Origin of the sequence: Rhodococcus sp. MALMAid1271, from assembly GCF_049195265.1 — a bacterium.
In the GTDB taxonomy this organism is placed as follows: Bacteria; Actinomycetota; Actinomycetes; order Mycobacteriales; family Mycobacteriaceae; genus Rhodococcoides.
Map to the genome: position 1 here is coordinate 35,016 of NZ_JBMIRQ010000047.1, position 22,133 is coordinate 57,148.

The following is a 22,133-nucleotide window of genomic DNA, read 5'->3' on the forward strand; positions in this document are numbered from 1 at the left end:
ACTGGTACACGTGGCGCGTCAGAGCGCGGGAGGGGACGGCGCCGTGGTCATGATCGAGGCGATCGGCTCTCATGCAGCACGAAGCTCTGCCGACAGGCTCGCTCCGGATTCCTGGCGAGATCAGTTGTCCGAGCTCGGCGTCGAATCTGCAGGCGGCACGTCCGCCGACCGACTTCGGCGATGGCGTTCGCGCACCCGGCGAACATCGGCACACTCGTGGTACACCTTGTTGCTCGTACTCGGTTGCGCAACATGGTTGTTACCCCTCGAGACACTCCTGCCCCCTCCCGCTCGATGGACATCGAAGACGTCCACCGGTCCGCGGCAGGAGGCCGACTCGAAGATGCTCGGGAGAATACGAGGGTTACTGGCCAAAGCCGAGTCGACGCAATTCCCCGCCGAGGCCGAGGCGTTCTCTGCCAAAGCCCAGAACCTGATGACGCGCTATGCGATCGACAGCGCTCTCCTCGATACGGGGAATCCTCGCAGCCTGATCGACGATGTCATCAGTCGTCGCATCATGGTGAGCAATCCGTACTCGAAAGCCAAACTGCTTCTACTGCACAGCGTGTGCACGGCCAACGGTGCCAGAACGGTATGGACGAAGAAGTATTTGCTGGCGACCGTGATCGGTATGCCCGTCGATCTCGATCTCTGCGAGCTTCTGTACACCTCGTTGCTGGTTCAATCGGCGCGCGCACTCGACGAGGTCGCCGACTCCCCGGGCGCGCGGACACGCAGCTTCCGTAATGCGTTCTTGATCGCATACGCCCATCGAGTCGGCGAACGATTGCAGGACGCACGCAGGCGAGCCACAGCGGCGGCAACACAACAACACGGGTCGGCTCTGGTGCCGATCATGGCGAAGCGATCCGATGCAGTGGACCGTGTCTACGCTGCCAGGTATCCATCGACGAAAACCATGAAGTTCGGCAGCGACAATGCCCAGGGCTGGCTTGCGGGCCGGACCGCCGCCGAACGCGCGGACCTGACCGGTGGGCGCGAACGTATCGACAAACCCGATCTGGCCTCGTAGTGCGCGCTACATTGGCTGACATGACCGGTCTGGATACTCCGTTGACGCCACTTCGCTTCCTCGAACGCGCTGCGGAGGTTCATCCCCACAAAACCGCCGTCGAGGATGGTCCACGCACCTTCACCTACGAACAGTTCGCCGCCTTCGTCACCCGGCTCGCGCACGCGTTGCGCGCCTCGGGCGTCGGCCATGGCGATCGGGTGGCCTATATCGCTTCGAACTCGGCCGAGCTGCTGTTCGCCCACTACGCGGTGCCGCTGGCCGGCGGTGTTCTGGTCGCGATCAACACCAGGCTCTCACCGGACGAAGTTCGCTACATCTGCGATCACTCCGGTTCGGTTCTGTTGGTCGGAGATTCGGCACTGCTGGCCGGGCTCGGAACCGATCCCATCGCAGATTCGGTCACCGAGATCGTCGAGACTCCCTCGGTGGACGGCACGTACGACAAGCTGCCGCACACCACTCGCTACGACGCTTTCCTCGAACGCGGCTCGGACGAGCCGATGGCGTGGGAGGTAGACGACGAGACCTCGACCATCACGATCAATTACACCTCGGGCACCACCGGGCGACCCAAGGGCGTGATGTACACCCACCGCGGTGCGTACCTCAATTCGCTGGGGGAACTGCACCACCAGGGATTCGACATCGATACCCGCTACCTGTGGACACTGCCGATGTTCCACTGCAATGGTTGGTGCACCACGTGGGCGGTCACGGCTGCGTCCGGCACGCACGTCTGCCTTCGTGGAGTGCGCGGGGACGCGATCTGGTCGGCCATCGACGACGGCGTCGACCATCTTGCCGGTGCACCGACCGTACTGACCACTCTTGCCACTGCAGCGCAGGCACATTCGCTGGATCGCCCACTGACCATCGTCACGGCGGGTGCTCCTCCGAGCCCGACGATCATCGGCAAGATTCGTGCTCTCGGGGCCACCCTCGTGCACGTGTACGGTCTCACCGAAACCTACGGACCGTACTCGGTGTGCGAGGCCAAACAGGAGTGGCTCGGACTCGCCTCCGACGAGCAGGCGCAACGGCTGGCCCGGCAGGGAGTCGGCATGCTCACTGCCGACCGACTACGCGTGGTGCGCAACGAGCCCGGTCCCGATGGAGCACTGATCGATGTCGAACACGATGGCGTGGAAATGGGCGAAATCGTCATGCGCGGCAACAACGTCATGAAGGGCTACTACAAAGACACCGCCGGCACGACGCAGGCCTTCGCGGGCGGATGGTTCCATTCCGGAGATCTCGGTGTGATGCACCCGGACGGCTACGTTCAGCTCCTCGATCGCGCCAAGGACGTCGTCATTTCCGGCGGCGAGAACATCTCGACGATCGAGGTGGAACAGGCTCTGGCCAGCCACCCCGCTGTCGCCGATGTCGCCGTGATCGGCGTACCGGACGACAAGTGGGGAGAGCGACCCAAAGCCTTCGTGGTGCTGGCACCGGGCGCGGACGCATCCGAGGCCGACCTCGTGACGCACGTGAAATCGGCCATCGCCTCGTACAAGGCCCCGCGCAACGTCGAGTTCATCGTCGAATTGCCGAAGACCTCGACCGGCAAGATCAGGAAGAAGGAACTGCGCGATGCGGAATGGGGCACGTCCGCGTCCAAGATCAACGGGTAGCCCACAAGGTCACGCCATCTGCACGCCGGCGATTTCGGTGACCCCACCCCTGCCGTCGAAGGACAACTGTCGAAACGCGACCTTCTCGACGAAGAACCTGTCGTGGCTCACGAGGATCACCGCGCCGGGAAACGCCATCAGGGCACGTTCGAGCACCTGGGTGCTCTGCAGGTCGAGATGGTTGGTGGGCTCGTCGAGCACGATGACACCTGCACCGAACAGCAGGCACTGAGCCAGAGCAACTCTCGCTTTCTGGCCTCCGGACAGCACGCCGATCTTCGATTTGAGATCCATCTCGGAGAACTGCAGCAGCGTCAGGAAGCGGTGGACCTCCTTCTTGGTCGCCGTCAGCGCGAGGCTGCCCGGCATCGCGTTGACCGAATGCGACACGGTGTCGTCCAGGTCGAGATCGGCCAGCACCTTGTTGTAGTAGATGAAGGCGGGAGCCTTGGTCTTCCATTTGATCTTGCCGGCGTCCGGTTGCTCGGCACCGACCAGAATGTCGACGAGGGTTGTCTTTCCACATCCGTTGGGCCCTGTGATGGCGATGCGGTCGCCGCGATGCACGGTGAACGAGATGTTCTCGAAAAGCCGGTGCTCGCCATAGCTTTTGGCGATTCCTGATACTTCGGCCAGGTCGTCGTGCACATGCAGTCCCCCGTAGATGGCGGTGACCACCGTGTCGACCGGTCGTGGGCTCTTGCTCTTCTTGATGTTGGCCAGTCGGCGTTTGAGAACGCCGCTGGGATTCTTCACCGCTTCCTTGCGGTCGCTGATCGCTTCCTGCTCGTAGGCCAACAGCTGTTGTTCGTTGCTGAATTCACGTTCGAGGCTCTTGAGTCGAAACTGCTTCTGCTGCACGTATTCCGAGTAGCTCCCGTCGTAGGTCTGCAGGTGATGGTTCTCGATTTCGACGATGCTGGTGACCACCTGTTCGAGAAATGCGCGGTCGTGTGAAACAACCAGTAGCGCACCGCGGAAATCTCGCAACCACCGTTCCAGCCACGCGATCCCGGCAACGTCGAGGAAGTTGGTCGGCTCGTCCAGAAGCAGGACGTCCGGTGCCTCGATCAGGATCTTTGCCAGCGCCGCGCGGTTGCGCCAGCCGCCGGAGAGCCGATCGACGGGCAGTTCGCGTCGCGCGGTGTCGAAGCCGAGCATCGACAGCACCGTGTCTATTTGCTGGTGGTAGGTCCATCCGCCTGCGTTCTCCATGGCGTCGAGTAGTTCGGCCTGGCGGTCGACGAATTTGTACATCTGCTTCTCGTCGAGATCGCCGCCGAGTGCCGACTCGACTTGCGCCAACTCGGCCTCGATCTCGTGTACCGCGCCGAACAAGGACTCGAGATCTGCCTGGATGCTGCTGTTGCCGTCGAGTTCGGAGAATTGCGAGAAGTACCCGATGCGCGCGCCCTCGGTGACGTCGACGGTCCCGGTGTCGGGGGCCTCGCGTCCGAGCAACAACTGCAGCAGGGTCGTCTTTCCGGTGCCGTTCCGTCCGATGAGACCGATGCGGTCGCCGTCGGCGAGGCGGAAGAACACCTCTCGTAGCATGACCTTCTGGTCGTAGCCCTTGGCTACGTCGTTCAAACGGATCCAGCTCAAGCGCTCACATCTCCTGCAGACGGGTGGGTTCGCGCGTGGTGTCGAACCCGACCGCTCACTCTATCGTCGCCGCGTTCGGTGCTCGATTCGCTGCATCCTGCCATCGTTATAGTTTCGTTTTCCTTTACTGTTTCATGCCCTCTGGTCTGGTGTTTTCGGGATGAGCACCACTATGCGATGCCTGTGTGCAGCGCATTTGCCCAACGGGGTCGTGATTGCCCGTGCTACGTTCAAATGCGGTAAAAGAAGCAGCAACGATATATAGAGAGCGTCTACCGGCCCGGCGTGCTCAGCTGCGGTCACTTGATCCGCCTCTGCACTGCAGGTCCGGTCCAACGACACGTGACCGGAAGGCCTCGACCCATGGCACATACTGTGCTGAACACTGTCTCCACCAAGAAGATCGCCAGTTCCATTGCAGGCGCAGCCCTCGTCGCTGCCAGCCTCGCGGCGTGCACTTCCACATCCAACTCGGGCGACGAGAATCACCTCCAGTCGCTGCAGGACGCGGGCACCATCACCGTCGGCGTCGCAGGTGAGGCTCCGTACAGCTACGAGGACAACGGCCAGTTGACCGGTGCCACCATCGCCTTGCACCGGGAAATCTTCGGCAACCTCGGGATCGACAACGTCGAAGGCGTCAACACCGATTTCGGCGCGTTGATCCCCGGACTGCAGGCCAATCGCTTCGATGTGGTCAGCGCTGGAATGTCGATTCTTCCGCAGCGTTGCGAGCAAGCAGCGTTCGGTGATCCCGAGTTCAACTACACGACCGCGCTGATGGTTCCGACGGGCAACCCGGCGGGTCTGACCGACATGCAGTCGGTCAAGGACAGCGGCCTTCGCCTGGCCACCATGACCGGTGCCATCGAGTCCGATTACGCTCAATCGCTTGACATTCCGAGCACTCAGGTTGCCTCACCACAGGACGGTATGGACGCCGTGACATCCGGGCGAGCCGATGTCTTCGCGTTGACGGCCATCTCGTTGAACTGGATGAAGAACAACAACCCGACGGCTCCCGTTGACGTCACCGAGTCCTTCGTCGCCGAGATCGACGGAGTACCGCAGGTGGGCGCGGGTGCGACCGTCTTCCGCACCGACGACCAAGAACTCCTCGACGCCTACAACGAGGAACTCGCCAAGATCACCTCCGACACGGACAAGTACCTGTCCATCGTCGGTGAATACGGTTTCACCGCAGAGGAACTGCCGGATCCCGAGCTGACCACCGCGAAGCTCTGTGAGGGCTGAACGACGCCGGGTGGCTGACTACTCGTGAACGACAATATCGAGGCCTTCCTGGATTCGTGGCCGCGAATCCAGGAAGGGATCCTCACCACTGTTTACCTCACGCTCGGCGGTGCGGTACTCGCCTTCGCGCTGTCGCTGATCCTGGGCTTGGCCGCGAGCAACCGTCACTTGTACGTCCGCGGTCCGGCCCGCGTCGTGGTCGAGTTCTTCCGCGGAACATCGCTACTGGTGCAGCTGTTTTGGCTGTTCTACGTGATGCCGTTACTGGGATTCCAACTCGATTCGATGTTCTGCGGAATTCTCGCTCTCGGCTTGAACTACGGTGCCTACGGTGCCGAGGTCGTCCGCGGTTCCATCTCGGCAGTGGCCAGGCCGCAGTGGGAAGCTGCACTGGCACTGAATTTCTCGTCCTGGCAACGCCTGTATCGAGTTGTGTTCCCCCAGGCCTGGGTCCAGATGATCCCGCCGCTGACGAACCTGCTGATCCAGCTGCTCAAAGGAAGCGCACTGGCGAGTTTCATTCTGCTACAGGACCTCACGTATCAGATCGAGCAACTTCGACGCGGAACCGGCGACACATTGTTCGCCTTCGGCATCGGGTTGGTGCTGTACTTCATCATCGCGTACATCCTCACCCTCTTCATGAATGTCCTCGAAATCCGTGCGAAGGGACGGCTCGGTGTCGGGCCTTCGCTGCGTGAAGTACTGAGCCTGCGCCCGGAGAAGGTCAACGAGAACGTGGGGGTGGGACGATGAACGGACATTGGAGTTGGGAGCGCGCATTCGATTCGCTCCCCTTCCTGCTCGACGGTTTCAAGATCACGCTGCTCGCCACGGTGCTCGGATTCGTTCTCGCGGCGGCTCTCGGTCTGTTGATCGCTGTGGTGCGGCACGCAGGACCGAAATTCATCACCGTTCCGCTGCGGATGGTCACCGAGTTCATCCGGTTGACGCCGCTGATCGTGCAACTGCTGTTCGCCTACTACTTGCTGCCGCAGTTCTCTGCCCTGCAGATCGGAATCACCGTCCTCGGTATCCACTACTCGACATACATGGCCGAGGTATACCGTGCGGGAATCGATGGGGTACCCACCGGACAGTGGGAAGCTGCGCGCGCGCTTTCGCTTCCCAGTTCCAGAACCTGGCGGGCCGTGGTTCTTCCACAGGCAATACGTAGCACAACTCCGGCCCTGGGAAACTACGCGATTTCGATGTTCAAGGACACGCCGTTCCTCTTCGCGATCACCGTCGTCGAAATGGTCACCGCTGCGCAGCAATACGGCGCACGCACCTTCCAATACCTGGAACCGATCACCATGGCGGGCGTGATCTTCCTGCTCGCAAGCTACCCGACATCGATTCTCATCAGAAGACTGGAGAAGTCCCTTGCCTACTGACGATTCGGCGAGCACACCGATGATCAGGTTCGAGAAGGTCGTCAAGCAGTTCGGCGATCATGTGGTACTCGATCACCTCGATTTCCAGGTACGCCGCGGCGAACGCGTCGCACTGATCGGGCCCAGTGGCTCCGGTAAGACGACGATCCTGCGCCTGTTGATGACCATCGAGAAGGTCAACGACGGCGTCATCTGGATCGAGGACGAGCCGCTGACTCATCAGCGCAAGGGCGAGAAACTGGTCGTCGCCTCGGAGAAGCACCTACGCAAGGTGCGCACGAGAATCGGCATGGTGTTCCAACAGTTCAATCTGTTTCCCAATATGACTGTGCTGCAGAACATCACCGAAGCACCGATCCACGTGCTCGGAAAGAGCAAGTCCGAGGCAACCGATCGCGCCCGCGAGCTGCTCGAGACGGTAGGGCTGGCGGACAAAGAGAATGCGCACCCCACCAAGCTGTCCGGTGGTCAGCAACAGCGCGTGGCCATCGCCCGAGCGTTGGCGATGGATCCGGACATCCTGTTGCTCGACGAGGTGACCTCTGCACTGGACCCCGAGCTCGTCGCCGATGTGCTCGACGTGCTGCGCACGATCGCCGAGACCACCGACATCACGATGCTCATCGTGACGCACGAGATGGGCTTCGCCCGCGATGTCGCGGACCGTGTCCTGGTGTTCGACGAGGGCAAGATCCTCGAAGAGGGCCCGCCCGCCCGGATCTTCAGCGATCCGCAGGAGGAACGCACTCAGCGATTCCTCAAAGCCGTTCTCGCAGAATGACGAACGCGTGACGGTGGGCTAGGTCGACTGCCACAGCCACAAGTAGTAGTCGAGGCGATCCTGATCAAGGTCGACGCCGTAGGCGTCCAAGAATGCGGCACAATAGTTGCGGCCGTAATTGAACTCGGTGCTCCAGATCGCTGGTGCGAGGTCTGCCCAACGGTCGGCGACGCCCATGGTGCCCATGTCGACGTGCGCCGCCCACGAGCCGTCCTCGTCGATCAGGGTATTGGGCATGCACGCGTCGCCGTGACACACGACGAGCCGATCGATCGAGGGCGATTCGGTCGGCAGGTCACGATCGCCGATCCGAGAGACCACCGACCAATCGAACGGGCACTGCGCGACGGGTACGTCGTCGTGGAACGCTCGAAGTCCCGTTGCCGCTGCGCGAACCGCAGCTGCAGGATTCGACATCCAGCGATCGGCGACCGCGTTCTCCCACGGAAGGGCACCTGTCACCATCCAGGACCCTTCGGAGTCCGAACCGCATTCGATCACCTTCGGCACTGGGCTGTAGCGAATCACCCAGTCCAGGCGTCGCCGCTCGTCATCGAGATCGATCGCGGATTCGGCCGGCGTCCATTTGACGTATCGCGTCGAGCCCAGGCGAAATGTCGTACCACCCAACTCGTTCGACCACACTGGCTCGATGCCGGCCGTACCGGCCAATTCCCGCACGACGTCGGGGATCGAGATTGCTCCGTCCGGCACACTCATCGGCCCGTGACGACCGACAGTGAATCGACGGGCGGGGACACGATCACCGGGTCGCGTCCCGACCACAGATCCAACACCGCTTTGGGGCGCGCCAACAACTCTCGCGCATAGTTGCGGACCACCGCCAAGGTGTTGCAGTCGATGCACTCGGCGGTGACTCCGTCGATCTCGAGATCCATGTCCTCGCACAACGCGACTGCGCGCGAGACGTGCAGGCGCTGGCTGATGATCAACCCTCGTTCGACACCGAAGGTCTCTTTCGCTCGGGCGCACGTGTCGTAGGTGTCGATGCCGTGATCGTCGCCGATGATCACCTCGGGATCGATTCCGTGCTCGATCAGGTAGCCGGTCATGGCTTCGATCTCATTGCCGGAGTTACCGTCTGCGTCTCCGGAGACCAAGATCGCTTTGATCTTTCCGGCCGCCATCAACGCGATCGCGGTGTCGAGACGACCCGCCAGAAACCGCATCGGCTTACCGTCACGCACCTGCGCACCGAGAACAATGGCCACCGGTGCGTCCGGCGCATCGTCGACGTCGTAGACCTTTCCCGCCGTTGCATACGCAACCCATCCCGCCGATGCCGCGATGATGGCGACCAACGCGGCGACAAGCGCACACAGGGCACGAACGAGGCGTCCGGCCACTGATCGGGGCTTCGATTCGGTACTCATGATCTCGATTCGTCGGCGACAAGAAACTTCAAACTAACGCACTCGGATGGCGTCGGATCGGCGCAGCACTGCACCCATACCGATTCCACAGTGAATCCTCAGAGCAGAGAATCCTCAGAGCAGTGAACCTTCAGACCAGGACCTGCCCGCCAGCACATCTCAGCGGCGGAGTGCCGTCTGATCGGTGAATCCGCTGCTGACCTCTCGACGTTATGTCGACTTGCGTCTGCAAGCCAGCGCTACCTGTTGACGGTTCTCTAGACCGCGCTCCCCTCCGTTCGGCCTATGCGCCGACGTGCGTCTCTGTCGTCCACCTTCGACGACACCTCTCCCCTTTCGAAAGGCATACCCATGTCTGCGCCCAGCGCTACCCGAACCCGCCGTGTCCCCACCTGGGCAACCGCGTTCGGTCCACAGATCGTTGCCGGCCTCGTACTCGGGGTCATTGTCGGGCTCATTGCACGCTCGATGCCCGAGGCCGCCGACGGCAACGAAAACTGGTTGGTCGGCACTCTCTCGACCATCGGTTCGAGCTACGTCAAACTCCTCACCGTCGCGGTGATCCCGCTGGTGTTCACAGCGATCGTCAGTTCGATCGCCAACCTACGTGAGGTCGCGAATGCCGCCCGCCTCGCTATTCAGACGCTGTGGTGGTTCGCCATCACAGCGTTCATCGCCGTCATCATCGGCATCGTGATCGGGTTGGTCGCACAGCCCGGTTCCCGTACCAGCGCCGGTATGGACTCGGCGAAGGATCCGTCCAGTGTCGGCTCCTGGTGGTCGTTCGTCACTGGACTGGTGCCGAACAACTTTCTTGCGCTCGGGGCAAAGACCTCCGTCGCGGAGAGCGGTGCCGCGACCACGTCGTTGAGTTTCAACATCCTGCAATTGCTGGTCATTGCCGGAGCGATCGGTATCGCTGCACTCAAGGTGGGCAATAAAGCCGAACCGTTCCTCGCGTTCAATGCGTCGCTGCTGGCCATCGTGCAGAAGGTGCTGTGGTGGATCATTCGTCTCGCACCGATCGGCACCGCAGCACTCATCGGGAACGCGGTGGCGACGTACGGCTGGGACGCCATCGGTTCGCTCGGTGTGTTCACTGTGTCGATCTACATCGGTCTGGCGGTTGTGTTCCTCGTGGTGTATCCGATGATCGTTCGCGCCCATGGCTTTTCGGTGCGCAACTTCTATTCGGGTGTGTGGCCGGCAACGCAGTTGGGCTTCGTATCGCGCTCGTCCATCGGTACTCTGCCGCTCACCGAGCGTGTGACCGAGCGCAACCTCGGAGTGCCGCGTGAGTACGCATCGTTCGCGGTGCCGCTGGGGGCGACAACGAAGATGGATGGGTGCGCGGCGATCTATCCCGCGATCGCTGCGATTTTCGTGGCTCAGTTCTACGGCATCGGGCTGACCGTCACCGACTACCTGTTGATCATGGTGGTGTCGGTGATCGGTTCTGCGGCGACGGCCGGAACAACCGGTGCGACGGTCATGCTCACGCTGACGCTGTCGACTCTGGGATTGCCGCTCGCCGGTGTCGGTCTGTTGCTCGCAGTGGAACCGATCGTCGATATGGGTCGCACCGCGGTCAACGTCACCGGCCAGGCGTTGGTACCGACCATCGTCGCCAAGCGCGAGGGAATCCTCGACCTCGAACGCTACAACGCTCCTCGGAACGGTGATCCGTTCGTCGACGAGGACGAAGTGGAACTTGCTCGCTAGCAACATATCTCCGTAGACGATTCCTGCCGACCGTGTACCTGGGTCGTCGGGAATCGTCTATTTCGGGGGTGTCAGCGCCTCGACTGCCCTAGCGGTGTCGGCATCCGTGGCCTCGACGCTCGCGAAATAGTGTCGAAAGTACTCCCGCATCGTCTTGATGATCTCGATCTGCTGCTTGATCGCGAAACGGGCGGAGCCTTGTTCACCGACTGCAAGACGATGAAATTTCGCACCGAGCATCTGCGCCGACGGCAACTCGCCGAACGCTTCGGGCTTCGACAAGTTCGCGGTCATCTCGAGCATTCTCGACAGATCGCGCAGGTAGTTCTCGCATGCGTTGTTGCACTGCCTGGCGACTTCGGCTTCTATGTGAAGTTCGCCCGCGAAGGCCTGGTCTCTGAGAGCCCGCCAGTGAACTAGGTTCTCGGCCAGTCCGAACGATTCGCCTGTCATTGCGTCCACTCACTCACTCGGTAGGTAGCCAACGAGGTCAGTTGCATGCTTCCGGACTTCGAGGCAGGGATCGCCGAGGGTGTCTTCCGACCCGATCGTGTCGACCACCAAAATGATCAAATTCCCGCTGGCGTCCAGAACGATGTCGCATCCGGTTGGTGGATCACCCTGGTAATCAGCGTTGTATTGCACTGCGTCGCGTGAACCGACCTTGACAGGTACTTGGCGTTGATTCTGCGGGCTACGCAAATACTCGTCGATCGAGTTGATGGACGACAACACCGACAGGTAGTACCACGCGTTCGCACCGCTGGCGTCCCAAGTGCACCCTTTCCACCCGGGGTAGGTCGTAATTCCGGCGAAGTCCGCCCTCTCCGTACTCACGTCCAGCCCGCTTGCTGTCACCGCATCCTTGGGAATGGTGCACGGATCGAAGGGCTCTCCCGGTTCTGACGCCGCGGTCGTCGTAACCATCGCAGGGGATTCACCCGTGACTGGACTCCCCTGCGTCGAGGACCCGCAGCCCGCCAGCAACAGCGCCGAAGCACAGGCCACCGCGCGCAGACCGCCTCTCACTACCCTCACGTGTTCAACCTCTCGAGACAGACGTCACTGAAAGGTTGGACGCGACAGGTGCCCGGTCGGTTCCCTATGCCGGCTGGGAGGCTTTGATCTCCTGCGACTCGACGGCGGCAGAACGTCTGCGTTCCGCGGCCCGCACCCACAGGGCCAGTGAGATCAGGGCAATGACTTCGGCGACGACCAGCACCCGCTCCACGTATCCCAGAGTGACCACCCGGTACCAGGGTCGCGGGCCGGTGGCACCGAACGCCAGGGCGTACGCGATAGGAAGCAGCGTCACCAGGGACAACAGGCTCAGTGCCAGGGTGATTCGGGCGCGGAGCGCCCACACAGCGTCACGAATCCATGGACGCGAGAACGCAATCACCGCGATGGGAATGCTGGCGAATGCCACAGCGGCCCCGATCCGGTGAATCGCCCCACCGACGCTCAGCGACGCGTCGTTGGCCCAGTCCTGCTTCGGCACGGCCACCACCGCCACGAGCCCGACTGTCCAGAGCACCAAGCAGATCGACGCCGTCGCTGTGGGTCTTGTGAGGCGCTGCCGCAGAGCGGCAACAAGAGTCAGTGCCGAGCCCAGAGCGAGTAGAGCGACTCCGATCGAGAACACCCACTGCTGTGCGCCGAGTCCGTATTCGCTGATCGTGCGACGCAGATGCGAGGGCGTCTGCCATGCGGTGTGGAGATCGAGAATCAGCACCACGAGCGCACCAAGCACAATCAACAGCACGCCGATCCTGGCTGTTCGAATCTGCACGCCGCCTCCGCCCGATGGAACGACGACGGTCGCCGTCCGTACTCCATGTTGCCCGAAGAATCGATTCGCGCTCTTGACCGAACGTGCACACCCCGCTAACGTACAACCATATGGTTGTAGATGAGTTGAGTGACGCCGAGGTCGATCGCCTGTTCCAGGCGTTCGCGGACACGACGCGTCGCGACATCGTCGCCAAGGTCACTATCGGCGAACAGTCGGTCTCGGAATTGGCTTCTCACTACGCCATGAGTTTCGCTGCTGTACAAAAACACGTTGCGGTTCTCGAACGCGCCGCGGTGATCACCAAACACAAGCGCGGGCGGGAGCAGATCGTGCGAGTTCGATTGGACACCATTGCCCGAGCCCGTGCATTGCTCGACATCTACGAACAGATCTGGCGAGATCGCATCGACCGGATCGACGGACTACTTTCCCAGGACGAGAAAGGCTGACACTGTGCCGTTCATCAGCTCACACAAAAACACCGAGACGTTGACCATTACGATGGTCGCGGAGTTCGATGCGACAGCAGAACGCGTCTGGCAGATTTGGGAGGACCCCCGCCAGCTCGAACGATGGTGGGGCCCGCCCACGTGGCCCGCGACATTCGTATCCCATGACTTCGTTCCGGGAGGCACAGCTTCGTACTACATGTCCGGACCGGACGGCGAAAAGATCGGCTATTGCTGGGTTTTCACCGAAATTGCAGCGCCGTATTCGCTGAGCTTCGACGACCGATTCACCGACGACGACGGCAACCCGTCATCCGATATGCCGACAATCCACACGGCCGTGAGCATCGAAGAAGCCGGGGCGTCGACACGAATGACGATCCGAAGCCGCTTCGATTCCCTCGAACAACTCGAGGAGCTGGTCGCGATGGGCATGGAAGAAGGCGTGGCGTCGGCCCTCGGTCAGGTCGATGCCATCGTTGCCGACTGATCGTTGCGCGTGCGGCGACGCCGCTCTACCTTGGAACAGAGCTGACAGTGAAGGGCTCGACAGGCTCTCCCCCGCGCTTGTCGAACTGACTGTTCACCACCAGTAGGCGATCGTCCACTGCTGCAACGGTTGTGGGGTAGGCGAACGATGCGTCGGTGATCTCACCGGTGACCGCGCCTGTTCTTCCGTCGTCATCGAGATCGACCTGTGCGATGAGACCATCTCTGTTGCGGACGACGTACAGGGTGTCGTCATCCGTCTCGAGCCCGTCGCCGTTGGCGAGCGTCGCACCGCCGAGCTCCACCTGCGTGACCTCCTTGCTCGTCTTGTCGATGCGGTACAAGTTGCCGGTGCTGGACTGCACGACGATCAACGCAGATTCGTTGTCGTTCTCGACGATTCCGTTGGCATTGAATCCCTCCCCGTAGACGAAGGGGGTCCCGTCGAAGTTCACGAATGTCTCCAGCGAACCGTTCCGCGTGCCTGCCGTCATCTGCTCGAACGGTATCCGGTACAGCGCCGGATTCCGTGAGTCGGTGACATAGGCATCACCGTTGTCGGCAATCGCAACGTCGTTGAGGAACGTCGCATCAGCACCGAGACCATTGCCGAAGGTGGCCACCAGATCGCCGGAATTGGCGTCGTAGACCCACACCTTGCCCGTGGCTCCTCCGGCGATCACCAGGTAGTCGGCGCGATCGTCGTCGTCGGTGACGTCGATTCCTGCGGCACCGGTCCGTCCATCCGCACCGCCGGGCAGAAACACCGACACATCCGGGGATCCGACGGTTCCGCGGAACACTGCACCATCGGATGTCGAGGTGACATAGAACGTGTCGTCGGCGGCCGTGATGCCCTCGGGGAACACGTCTCTGCCAGGCAGTTTGTAGACGATGGCGCTGCTCGGGTTCGAGGTCGTCGACGATGTCGATGCCGATGCCCGAGTGGTGTCGTCCGTGGGCGGCGGTGTCGATTCCGAGGACCCGCAGGCGCTCAGGACCAGCGTGGTGGCAACAACAGCAAGGACGATTCGAGAGACTCGGTTCACACGTTCGAGTGTTCCATATGTCTCATTTTTCGGTCGTAATCCCTGGTAAACGGCTGCACGTCACCGTCGAGAAGATGCCGTTCGTCGCCTCGGGCCGCGGTAGGTACTCACAGCTCGTCGATATCGATGAAACCGTCCTGCAGGGCACGCACCAGCAGCGTCGCCTTGGTCGGTGCGCTCCGCCCCACCGCGTCGTACTTGGCCCTGATGCGAGTCAGGTGTGTGTTGACGGTTCCCATCGAGAGATAGAGCGAGCGCGATGCCTCCGCTTTGGAATCGGAGATGAGCCAGGCGGTGAGTACTTCGATTTCACGGGCACTGAGCCGTGGGTCGGGTGCGTCGCCGACGCGGATATCGAGAACTGTCATGGACATCCTTGACTTCGGGCACCACCGCTGTCCCGGTGGCGCGAACACCGCCAATGACACCGCACTTACGCTGCTGCGTCACTCCGAGGAATGACCTGGATCGCTCTCACCTGAGAGTGAATACTGTCACTTCCGCCGACACGGTTGATCTCACCTCGGTAAAGTCCGCCGCTATGACCGACCTCGATGCGACCGCCACCCACTTCGTCGAGGCGGGTATCGCATTGTTGGTCGCGCAGCCGCAGAAGATTCTCGAACGCGGACTACGAATCGAGGACGTCGTCCACGAGGCCGACTCGTCGACTGCGACGTTCTTCAGAAAATTCGACACCAAAGCCGACTTTCTCGCCGCGGTCGTCGAGCATCTGTCCCGAACTCCTCCACCCACGGATGTTCACGACACCGTTCGAAACCAGATGACGAACAGCAGCGGATCGATTCGGGCGGCGGTGTCGGCTCTCGTCGCGCACTACTATTCGGCAATCATCGACCGGAAGGGCACCACAGCGACTCTTCTCGATCACGTTTTCAACGGACCTGGTTCCGCAGCACTGGGTGGTAGCTACCGCGTTCGAGACGATGCCGTGTTGGAGGCCTTCGAGGCACTGTTCGATCCCGACGGTGGAACCTTCCGCCGTCCCTTCACGGCTCGATCGTTCGCGGTGACGGTCAATGCCGTGATCGACGGCTTTCGCATCCGCAGTCAGGTGGACGCTTCGTCCGTATCGGCCGATGTGATGTCCGACGCGGTCCTCGCCTTCCTCGGGGCCGTCGTCGACACGTCGGGACATCATCAGCACCTCGATGATGTCGTGAAGCAAGCCGGTGTACCGGTCGAGACGCGGCCGCTCCCTCGCGATCCGCGCGCTGCAATCGTCACTGCCGCGCGCGACGAGTTCGGAAAACGCGGCTACTTCATGACGCGGATGGACGACGTCGCCGATATCGCAGGAGTGCCGAAGGCAGCGTGCAAGACACTGTTTCCGACCAAGCCGGCGGTCATCGTTGCAGCACTGCAGAACCGAGTCGACGGCCTGCGCGAGTCGGTGGCCGACGACCAGTTGCTCGGCCTCGACGAGCTCACGATTCTGCACAATCACATGCTGCGGTGCGCGCAACTCACCGCCGATGAACTCGAATTCATGGACGCTCTCCTCGTCGCCGTCGCGCACGACACCTACGGCGAGCCGGAGGGACTCATCTCGATCAAAGAGAAGCTCAACCTACCGGCGATCATCGCACCGGTCATTGCGCGAGGGCAGGACACCGGCGTTTTCCGAACGAGCTCGACCCCATTCGATCTCGCGGCAGGCATCACCAACACGCTGCTGATGAGGTGCTTCACCCGTCGGCAGAACAGCCCTCAGGACAACGCGAGGTTCGTCGGTGAACTTCTCCTCGACGGACTCAGCGCGCGCTGAGCATCGACCGACTGCGTGCTTTCGGACATGCCGAATTCCGTCGGCGAACCGCTCGCGTGCAGCGAGGATGTCGCCTGACGGCCACACCCAGCACGATTAGCAAAACGAATGGTATGAATCTTGCGCGACATTCGTCGCAATCGCTAACAACGCGAAATTCATTGTGCTGCAGGCACTCCCTGATTCAACTCTTCGCCTGAGTCAATCCTTCGGAACGCGGTACCGGCCACCTTTGACGATGTACACCACGTATCCCAGTATGGCCAGCATGTACAGCCCCGTGGGTACGGCAAGTGCCCAGACGCTGACCGAGTCCCCTGTCGTCGCACCCGCAACGCCGGTGATCCAGGCGAGCAGCAATGCCGTTCCCGCGCCGATCCACTCGAGGTCCTCGGCCATCTTCCGGTTCAGTTCGGGTCGATTCTCCGCAGCAGTCCAGTACTCGTGCACGGTCCGACTCGGCAGATTAACCATGGACGCCGGAATCTTGGGAAACCACCACGCTGTGCTCGCGAATAGTCCCACCAGCGCGAATCCGATGCCGCCCATCGTGAGCAGGAAGGATTGTTTCGACTCCGTGCGGTCGACCTGACCGGATCCGTCGAAGTGTGCGGGCACGTGGTCCCCCGCTGTGACGGCGAGCCAGGTCAGGGCACCGATGAACACCAGAGTCGACAGGACCAGGGCTACACGAGAACGCTTCATCGACCTCTACGTTAGCGCCTGCGGCGGCGGTGTGGTGCCGCGCCTGGGAGCCGCGCCCCAGGCTATGCTCCGGTGCCACGGACGGCACCTGTCCGCACCACTGCCGGAGGCACCGATGCCCAACAACGAGTTCGGGGACTTCCAGACCCCGATCGAGTTGGCGCGCGCGTTGGTGAGCGCATTGCCTCGACGACGGTGGGCTCGCGTCCTCGAACCCACGTGCGGCGTCGGGAACTTCCTGTCGGTCATCGGCGAACAGCACCCCGGTGCCGAACGCGTCGGAATCGAAGTCCAGCCCGAGTACGCGGCGGCCGCATCGACATTCGGCAGGGTGGTCACCGCCTCGATCTTCGATTTCGATCTGGCTCGCGATATCGCGTGGACGTCGGAGCCGGGCCCGATGCTCGTCGTCGGCAACCCACCGTGGGTGACCAACTCTCAGCTCTCCGTCCTGGGCTCGAGCAACAGACCAGCTCGCGCAAACACCGACAACGTCCGTGGTATCGACGCGATCACCGGCAGCTCGAATTTCGATATCGCAGAATACATCTGGGTCAAACTTCTCACCGAGTTCAGCGACCGGCCGGTGACCATTGCGATGATCTGCAAGACCCAGGTGGCTCGAAACATTCTGTTGTACTGCGCTCGACGGCAGCTTCCGGTAACCGGTTCGAGCCTACGAATGATCGATGCGAAGAAGTGGTTCGCCGCGGGAGTCGATGCATGCTGGTTCAGCGTGGAACTCGGGCCGGGCAAGACCGACTACACGGCGCAGGCATTTCCGAGCATCGATGCGTCACAACCGGACAGCAGAATCGGAGTGGTGGACGGGCAACTCGTCGCGAATGTCGCCGCTTACGAGCGAAGCAAGCACTTCGACGGCCCAAGCCCTCTGATATGGCGTCAGGGCATCAAGCACGACGCCTCTGCCGTCATGGAACTGACCGAAAACAACGGCCCACGAACCAAACTGGGAACCGGTGTGGACATCGAAGCCGACTATCTGTATCCGCTGTTCAAATGCACCGATGTCTATCGCGACAAGCTCAGCATGGTGTCGCGGTGGATGATCGTGCCGCAATCGCACACCGGTGACGACACCGCGCAGTTGGCGGACAGCGCGCCGAAGCTGTGGAAGTATCTGACCGACAACGCGATCGCACTCGATGGTCGAAAGTCGTCGATCTACCGAAATCGCGCTCGGTTCTGCATCTTCGGCGTCGGGCCGTACACGTTTGCGCCGTACAAGATAGCAATCTCCGGATTCCACAAGGTTCCGCAGTTCAGAATGGTAGGCCCGTACCACGGCAAACCTGCGGTGTTCGACGACACTACCTACCTCCTGCCGTTCGAGGACGCTACGGCCTGCGCAGTCGCCTATGCGCTACTGACGGGACAGGAGTCCACCGATCTCATTGCCGCACTGGCATTCTGGGACAGCAAACGGCCGGTGACGAAGAAGCTACTGCAACGCATCGACCTGAGCGCCATCGCCCGCGCGAGCGACCGGCGAACTCTGCGCGAGCGGGCACTGGCTGCGAACTCTTCCATCGACGCGGTCGATCAAGCGATCGACCGCTTCACAAGTCGGTCTTGATCGTTTCTGCCACCCGGTCGAGGAATTCGTCGTTGCGTTTGTAGTGCACCCAGGGGCCGATCTTGGTGCTTGTCACCAGCTGTGCGCGTTGCAGCACGGCCATGTACTGGGAGGCGGTGGATTGGGAGACACCCGCCCTCGACTGAATGTGTTTGAGGCACACTCCCACGTCCTCCGCGGGTTCGAGCTGGGGCGGGAAATCGCTGGGATCCTTGAGCCACCGCATGATCGCCAATCGCGCGGGGTTGCTGAGCGCACCGAACACTGCGGTCAGCTCTGCGGGGTCCAGTTCGTCAGCCACCGGTCAACCGTACACCAATATCGCAATATCCCGATCTATGGTTTACTTTAAGAATCGCAATATCGCGATATCCAGATAGGAGCGGGCTATGACGGGCGTAGCAGTGGTAGTGGGAGCCAACGGAGTGATCGGCGGCAATCTGGTCGATCATCTGCAGCACACAGGAGGTTGGGACATTGTCGGACTCTCACGCCGCGGTGGAATCGACGGCGGACGCGTCCGGCACATCGCGGTGGACCTGCTCGACGCCGACCAGACCCACCGTCGGCTGTCCGGGTTGACCGACGTCACTCATATCTTCTACGCCGCCTATCAGGAGAGGACGACCTGGGCCGAACTCGTTGCCCCCAATCTCGCGATGCTCGTCAACGTGGTCACAGCCATCGAGAAGAGTTCGCCGAATCTCGAACACGTGAGTCTGATGCAGGGCTACAAGGTGTACGGGGCGCACCTGGGGCCCTTCAAAACCCCCGCGCGCGAATCCGATCCGCCTCACATGCCACCCGAGTTCAACGTCGATCAGCAGCAGTTTCTCGAGACGCACCAAGTCGGTAAGCGATGGACGTGGTCGGCCATCCGGCCGTCGGTGGTGTGCGGTGTCGCGCTGGGAAATCCGATGAATCTGGCCACCGTCATCGCCGTGTACGCCACCATGTGCACGAAGCTGAACGTACCCATGCGGTTCCCGGGCAAGCCCGGTGCCTTCGACGCTCTGCTCGAGATGACAGATGCATCGCTACTGGCGGAGGCAACGGTATGGGCGGCCACCACGCCGGCCTGCGCCAACCAGGCGTTCAACATCACCAACGGCGATCTGTTTCGCTGGAGCGAGATGTGGCCGCGCATCGCTGGTCTCTTCGACCTCGACACCGCAACTCCGCTACCGATGTCCTTGGCCGAGGTCATGGCCGACAAGGAACCGCTGTGGGATTCGATCGTCACAGAGAACGGACTGCAGAAAATTCCGTATTCCGACGTATCGTCCTGGGCCTTCGGAGATTTCGTGTTCGCGTGGGACTACGACGTCATAGCGGACGGATCCAAGGCCCGTCGCATGGGCTTTCATCGGTTCGTCGACACCGAGGCGATGTTCGCGGGCATCGTCGCCGAGCTACGGCAGCAGCGCATTATTCCGTGAGGAGCCACCTGCGCCCCGAGCCGAGTAGCCGGATAGTTTGAGTCGGCACGAACGCCGATCGACACCCACGGGAGAACCAATGCATCCGTTCGACACAGCAGTGGCACTCGACACCGTCGGCAACGGCACCTACCGCGGTAGGACGTCGGCACCGTACAACAATATGGTCGGCCCGTTCGGTGGTCTCACCGCCGCGACGTTCGTTCGTGCCATCGAGCTGCATCCCGAGTGCCTCGGTTCGCCGGTCTCGCTGACGGTCAACTTCGCCGGTCCCGTCGCCGAGGGCGAGTTCGAGATCGTGGCACGTCCGGTGCGTACCAACCGAAGCAATCAGCACTGGTACCTCGAGCTCGTCCAGAACGGGGCCGTCACCACCTCGGCTACCGCGGTGTTCGGGACGAGGCGCGAGACGTGGGACGACACCGAGGCACCGGCACCGACAGTCCCCTCCCCCTCCGACACTCCCCGAGGCGGTCTCCCCGACGCGATTGCCTGGGCACAGAACTACGAGATGCGTTTCGTGGCAGGCGCTCTCGTCGACCAGGAGTCGCCGGACTCGACCGAGACTCTCTGGATACGTGACACTCCGCCTCGTCCGCTGGACTTCGCGGCACTGACATCACTCAGCGATGTGTTCTACCCCAGGGTCTTTCAGCGGCTCGGTCGCTATGTGCCGGCCGGCACCATCTCGCTGACGACCCACTACTTCGCAACACCGGAGGATCTCGACAACCACTCCGACGGGTACATCCTCGGTACTGCACGCGCACGCCGGTTCCATCGGGGCTACTTCGATCAGACGGCCGAACTGTGGACCGACACTGGAACATTGTTGGCCACGAGCCACCAGGTGGTGTACTACAAGGGTTGACCGACTCCCACTGCCTGCTCCGGCAGGCGGTTACGAGAGGTTCCTCGGGTCGGATGGTTCGAGCCTGACTGGTGAGCGGTGGCGCTCCCGGGCATCAGCTGCCACCAGGAGCACCACCGCAGTTCGAGGGACCAGAGGTCAGCAGGACGACTTGTAGACGTACTGCGCACCGTCACCGTCGATGTTCTCGGCGGTGATGACATGGAATCCGGTGGAGATGTCTGCAGTGACCGGCTTGTCGTCGATCGCGGCCATGGCCTGCTCGACGCCGTCGGTGCCGATGGTGTCGGGTTGCTGGGCTATCAACGCCTGCACGGTTCCTTCGCGGAGCTGCTTGACCTGAGCCGGACCGGCGTCGAATCCGACGATCTTGACCTGGTCCTGCTTACCTGCCTGCCGGACGCCGGTTGCGGTGCCCTCGGCGGCGAAGGTGTTCGCGGCGAAGATACCGACGATATCGGGGTCTTTCGCCAGTGCTGCCGAGACCAGACGCGCGGCTTCGGCCGGGTCGTTGTGGCTGTACTGCACGCCCAGGTAGTCGAAGGCGGAGTTGGCCTCGACTGCCTCCTCGAATCCGGCCACTCGGGCGTCGGCCGTGGAGATACCGGGGTCGGTGGAGATGACGAGTACCTTGCCGCCGGACGGGTTGAGCTGCGCGATGGCATTGAATGCCTCGGCACCGCCACCCTTGTTGTCGGACGAGATGGCCGAGACCGCGATGGACGGGTCTTCGATCGTGGTGTCGACGAGAACGACTTTGATGCCCGCGTTCGCTGCAGCAGCGAGCGGTGCCTGCATCGCCGCGACGTCGGTGGGTGCGATCAGGATCGCCGATGGCCGCGATGCCACGACGGAATCGACAATCGGCTTCTGCAGCGTGGGATCGAACTTGACCGGTCCCTGCGTGTCGACGGTGACGCCGGCGGCCTCGGCGGCCGCCTCGATTCCGCACTGCATGCTGATGTAGAACTCGTCGCCGCTGACGCCCTGGATGAATGCGAGCTTGCCGCTGCCGTCACCGCTTCCGGAATTGGACGAGCAACCCGCCAGGAACATGGCGGACGCCGAAGCGACACTCAGTGCAACGACGGCGGTGCGTGATGTGATCATGGTCGACTTTCTTG

General features: G+C 61.9%; 24 protein-coding genes. 13 read left to right on the forward strand and 11 right to left on the reverse strand.

The genetic code is table 11. The features are described 5' to 3' along the window. Nucleotides 1–10 precede the first annotated feature (10 nt). Both ACOQFP_RS03920 and ACOQFP_RS03925 read left to right on the forward strand, forming a co-directional pair. Nucleotides 11–1,036, forward strand: coding sequence for a DUF2786 domain-containing protein (locus tag ACOQFP_RS03920; RefSeq protein WP_421583513.1), 1,026 nt, complete (start codon nucleotides 11–13; stop codon nucleotides 1,034–1,036). Nucleotides 1,037–1,056: 20 nt separating this feature from the next. Beyond that, complete coding sequence (locus ACOQFP_RS03925) at nucleotides 1,057–2,673, forward strand: AMP-binding protein (RefSeq protein ID WP_421583514.1); 1,617 nt, start codon at nucleotides 1,057–1,059, stop codon at nucleotides 2,671–2,673. Nucleotides 2,674–2,682: 9 nt separating this feature from the next. Here ACOQFP_RS03925 and ACOQFP_RS03930 read toward each other — a convergent pair whose 3' ends face one another. Continuing rightward, entirely contained in the window at nucleotides 2,683–4,278 is a 1,596-nt protein-coding gene (locus ACOQFP_RS03930; RefSeq protein ID WP_421583515.1) for an ABC-F family ATP-binding cassette domain-containing protein, read from the reverse strand. Nucleotides 4,279–4,641: 363 nt separating this feature from the next. Between ACOQFP_RS03930 and ehuB the strand changes: the two genes are divergently transcribed. The 4 genes from ehuB to ehuA are packed head-to-tail and all read left to right on the forward strand — an operon-like array spanning nucleotide 4,642 to nucleotide 7,710. Beyond that, nucleotides 4,642–5,532 (forward strand): ectoine/hydroxyectoine ABC transporter substrate-binding protein EhuB, encoded by an 891-nt coding sequence (gene ehuB / locus ACOQFP_RS03935; RefSeq protein ID WP_206492680.1) that lies wholly within the window; start codon nucleotides 4,642–4,644, stop codon nucleotides 5,530–5,532. Nucleotides 5,533–5,556: 24 nt separating this feature from the next. Further along, entirely contained in the window at nucleotides 5,557–6,288 is a 732-nt protein-coding gene (ehuC, locus tag ACOQFP_RS03940) for an ectoine/hydroxyectoine ABC transporter permease subunit EhuC (RefSeq protein ID WP_341243632.1), read from the forward strand. Beyond that, nucleotides 6,285–6,929 (forward strand): ectoine/hydroxyectoine ABC transporter permease subunit EhuD, encoded by a 645-nt coding sequence (gene ehuD / locus ACOQFP_RS03945; protein WP_206492682.1) that lies wholly within the window; start codon nucleotides 6,285–6,287, stop codon nucleotides 6,927–6,929. The genes ehuC and ehuD overlap by 4 nt, the downstream gene beginning before the upstream one ends. A 19-nt stretch (nucleotides 6,930–6,948) precedes the next feature. Beyond that, nucleotides 6,949–7,710 carry an ectoine/hydroxyectoine ABC transporter ATP-binding protein EhuA gene (ehuA, locus tag ACOQFP_RS03950; protein WP_341243635.1) on the forward strand — a complete coding sequence of 254 codons (762 nt, stop codon included), beginning with the start codon at nucleotides 6,949–6,951 and terminating at the stop codon, nucleotides 7,708–7,710. Nucleotides 7,711–7,728: 18 nt separating this feature from the next. On the opposite strand, the gene ACOQFP_RS03955 is transcribed toward ehuA, so the two are convergent. Further along, nucleotides 7,729–8,430 carry a phosphotransferase gene (locus tag ACOQFP_RS03955; RefSeq protein ID WP_421583516.1) on the reverse strand — a complete coding sequence of 234 codons (702 nt, stop codon included), beginning with the start codon at nucleotides 8,428–8,430 and terminating at the stop codon, nucleotides 7,729–7,731. Beyond that, entirely contained in the window at nucleotides 8,427–9,104 is a 678-nt protein-coding gene (locus ACOQFP_RS03960) for a SanA/YdcF family protein (RefSeq protein ID WP_206492684.1), read from the reverse strand. Before ACOQFP_RS03960 ends, ACOQFP_RS03955 begins: the two co-directional genes overlap by 4 nt. A gap of 351 nt (nucleotides 9,105–9,455) precedes the next feature. Between ACOQFP_RS03960 and ACOQFP_RS03965 the strand changes: the two genes are divergently transcribed. Further along, nucleotides 9,456–10,826, forward strand: coding sequence for a dicarboxylate/amino acid:cation symporter (locus ACOQFP_RS03965; RefSeq protein WP_421583517.1), 1,371 nt, complete (start codon nucleotides 9,456–9,458; stop codon nucleotides 10,824–10,826). A gap of 57 nt (nucleotides 10,827–10,883) precedes the next feature. Here the strand turns inward: ACOQFP_RS03965 and ACOQFP_RS03970 are convergent, their stop codons facing one another. The 3 genes from ACOQFP_RS03970 to ACOQFP_RS03980 all read right to left on the reverse strand — a co-directional run bounded on the left by ACOQFP_RS03970 (nucleotide 10,884) and on the right by ACOQFP_RS03980 (nucleotide 12,618). Then, entirely contained in the window at nucleotides 10,884–11,279 is a 396-nt protein-coding gene (locus tag ACOQFP_RS03970; protein ID WP_421583518.1) for a hypothetical protein, read from the reverse strand. 9 nt (nucleotides 11,280–11,288) lie between these two features. Beyond that, nucleotides 11,289–11,864 carry a DUF3558 domain-containing protein gene (locus ACOQFP_RS03975; protein ID WP_421583519.1) on the reverse strand — a complete coding sequence of 192 codons (576 nt, stop codon included), beginning with the start codon at nucleotides 11,862–11,864 and terminating at the stop codon, nucleotides 11,289–11,291. Nucleotides 11,865–11,928: 64 nt separating this feature from the next. Continuing rightward, nucleotides 11,929–12,618: a DUF998 domain-containing protein gene (locus tag ACOQFP_RS03980; RefSeq protein WP_421583520.1), complete on the reverse strand. Its 690-nt coding sequence runs from the start codon at nucleotides 12,616–12,618 to the stop codon at nucleotides 11,929–11,931. A 110-nt stretch (nucleotides 12,619–12,728) separates the two neighbouring features. On the opposite strand from ACOQFP_RS03980, the gene ACOQFP_RS03985 reads away from it, so the two are divergent. Together ACOQFP_RS03985 and ACOQFP_RS03990 are read left to right on the forward strand one after the other, a co-directional pair. After that, nucleotides 12,729–13,070 (forward strand): ArsR/SmtB family transcription factor, encoded by a 342-nt coding sequence (locus ACOQFP_RS03985; RefSeq protein ID WP_421583521.1) that lies wholly within the window; start codon nucleotides 12,729–12,731, stop codon nucleotides 13,068–13,070. Nucleotides 13,071–13,122: 52 nt separating this feature from the next. Beyond that, a complete protein-coding gene (locus ACOQFP_RS03990; RefSeq protein WP_421583543.1) occupies nucleotides 13,123–13,560 on the forward strand; it encodes an SRPBCC family protein in 438 nt (145 codons plus the stop codon). A gap of 25 nt (nucleotides 13,561–13,585) precedes the next feature. On the opposite strand, the gene ACOQFP_RS03995 is transcribed toward ACOQFP_RS03990, so the two are convergent. Next, nucleotides 13,586–14,608: an SMP-30/gluconolactonase/LRE family protein gene (locus ACOQFP_RS03995; protein WP_421583522.1), complete on the reverse strand. Its 1,023-nt coding sequence runs from the start codon at nucleotides 14,606–14,608 to the stop codon at nucleotides 13,586–13,588. A gap of 107 nt (nucleotides 14,609–14,715) precedes the next feature. After that, nucleotides 14,716–14,976, reverse strand: coding sequence for a LuxR C-terminal-related transcriptional regulator (locus ACOQFP_RS04000; RefSeq protein ID WP_206492692.1), 261 nt, complete (start codon nucleotides 14,974–14,976; stop codon nucleotides 14,716–14,718). 173 nt (nucleotides 14,977–15,149) lie between these two features. On the opposite strand from ACOQFP_RS04000, the gene ACOQFP_RS04005 reads away from it, so the two are divergent. Next, the gene (locus tag ACOQFP_RS04005; RefSeq protein ID WP_421583523.1) at nucleotides 15,150–16,397 is read left to right on the forward strand and encodes a TetR/AcrR family transcriptional regulator; all 1,248 of its coding nucleotides are present in this window, start codon (nucleotides 15,150–15,152) and stop codon (nucleotides 16,395–16,397) included. Nucleotides 16,398–16,598: 201 nt separating this feature from the next. Here ACOQFP_RS04005 and ACOQFP_RS04010 read toward each other — a convergent pair whose 3' ends face one another. Next, nucleotides 16,599–17,102 carry a hypothetical protein gene (locus ACOQFP_RS04010; RefSeq protein ID WP_341244243.1) on the reverse strand — a complete coding sequence of 168 codons (504 nt, stop codon included), beginning with the start codon at nucleotides 17,100–17,102 and terminating at the stop codon, nucleotides 16,599–16,601. Between the two features lie 115 nt (nucleotides 17,103–17,217). On the opposite strand from ACOQFP_RS04010, the gene ACOQFP_RS04015 reads away from it, so the two are divergent. Continuing rightward, nucleotides 17,218–18,699 carry an SAM-dependent methyltransferase gene (locus ACOQFP_RS04015; RefSeq protein ID WP_421583524.1) on the forward strand — a complete coding sequence of 494 codons (1,482 nt, stop codon included), beginning with the start codon at nucleotides 17,218–17,220 and terminating at the stop codon, nucleotides 18,697–18,699. Here the strand turns inward: ACOQFP_RS04015 and ACOQFP_RS04020 are convergent. Further along, on the reverse strand, nucleotides 18,683–18,925 hold the full coding sequence (locus ACOQFP_RS04020) for an ArsR/SmtB family transcription factor (RefSeq protein ID WP_374222428.1): 243 nt from the start codon (nucleotides 18,923–18,925) through the stop codon (nucleotides 18,683–18,685). The two genes, ACOQFP_RS04015 and ACOQFP_RS04020, sit on opposite strands and share 17 nt — an antisense overlap. Before the next feature lie 163 nt (nucleotides 18,926–19,088). Between ACOQFP_RS04020 and ACOQFP_RS04025 the strand changes: the two genes are divergently transcribed. Continuing rightward, nucleotides 19,089–20,138, forward strand: coding sequence for an SDR family oxidoreductase (locus ACOQFP_RS04025; protein ID WP_421583525.1), 1,050 nt, complete (start codon nucleotides 19,089–19,091; stop codon nucleotides 20,136–20,138). Between the two features lie 79 nt (nucleotides 20,139–20,217). Further along, nucleotides 20,218–21,009, forward strand: coding sequence for an acyl-CoA thioesterase (locus tag ACOQFP_RS04030; RefSeq protein WP_421583526.1), 792 nt, complete (start codon nucleotides 20,218–20,220; stop codon nucleotides 21,007–21,009). 138 nt (nucleotides 21,010–21,147) lie between these two features. Here ACOQFP_RS04030 and ACOQFP_RS04035 read toward each other — a convergent pair whose 3' ends face one another. Next, nucleotides 21,148–22,119, reverse strand: coding sequence for an ABC transporter substrate-binding protein (locus ACOQFP_RS04035; protein ID WP_421583527.1), 972 nt, complete (start codon nucleotides 22,117–22,119; stop codon nucleotides 21,148–21,150). Nucleotides 22,120–22,133: the final 14 nt, after the last annotated feature.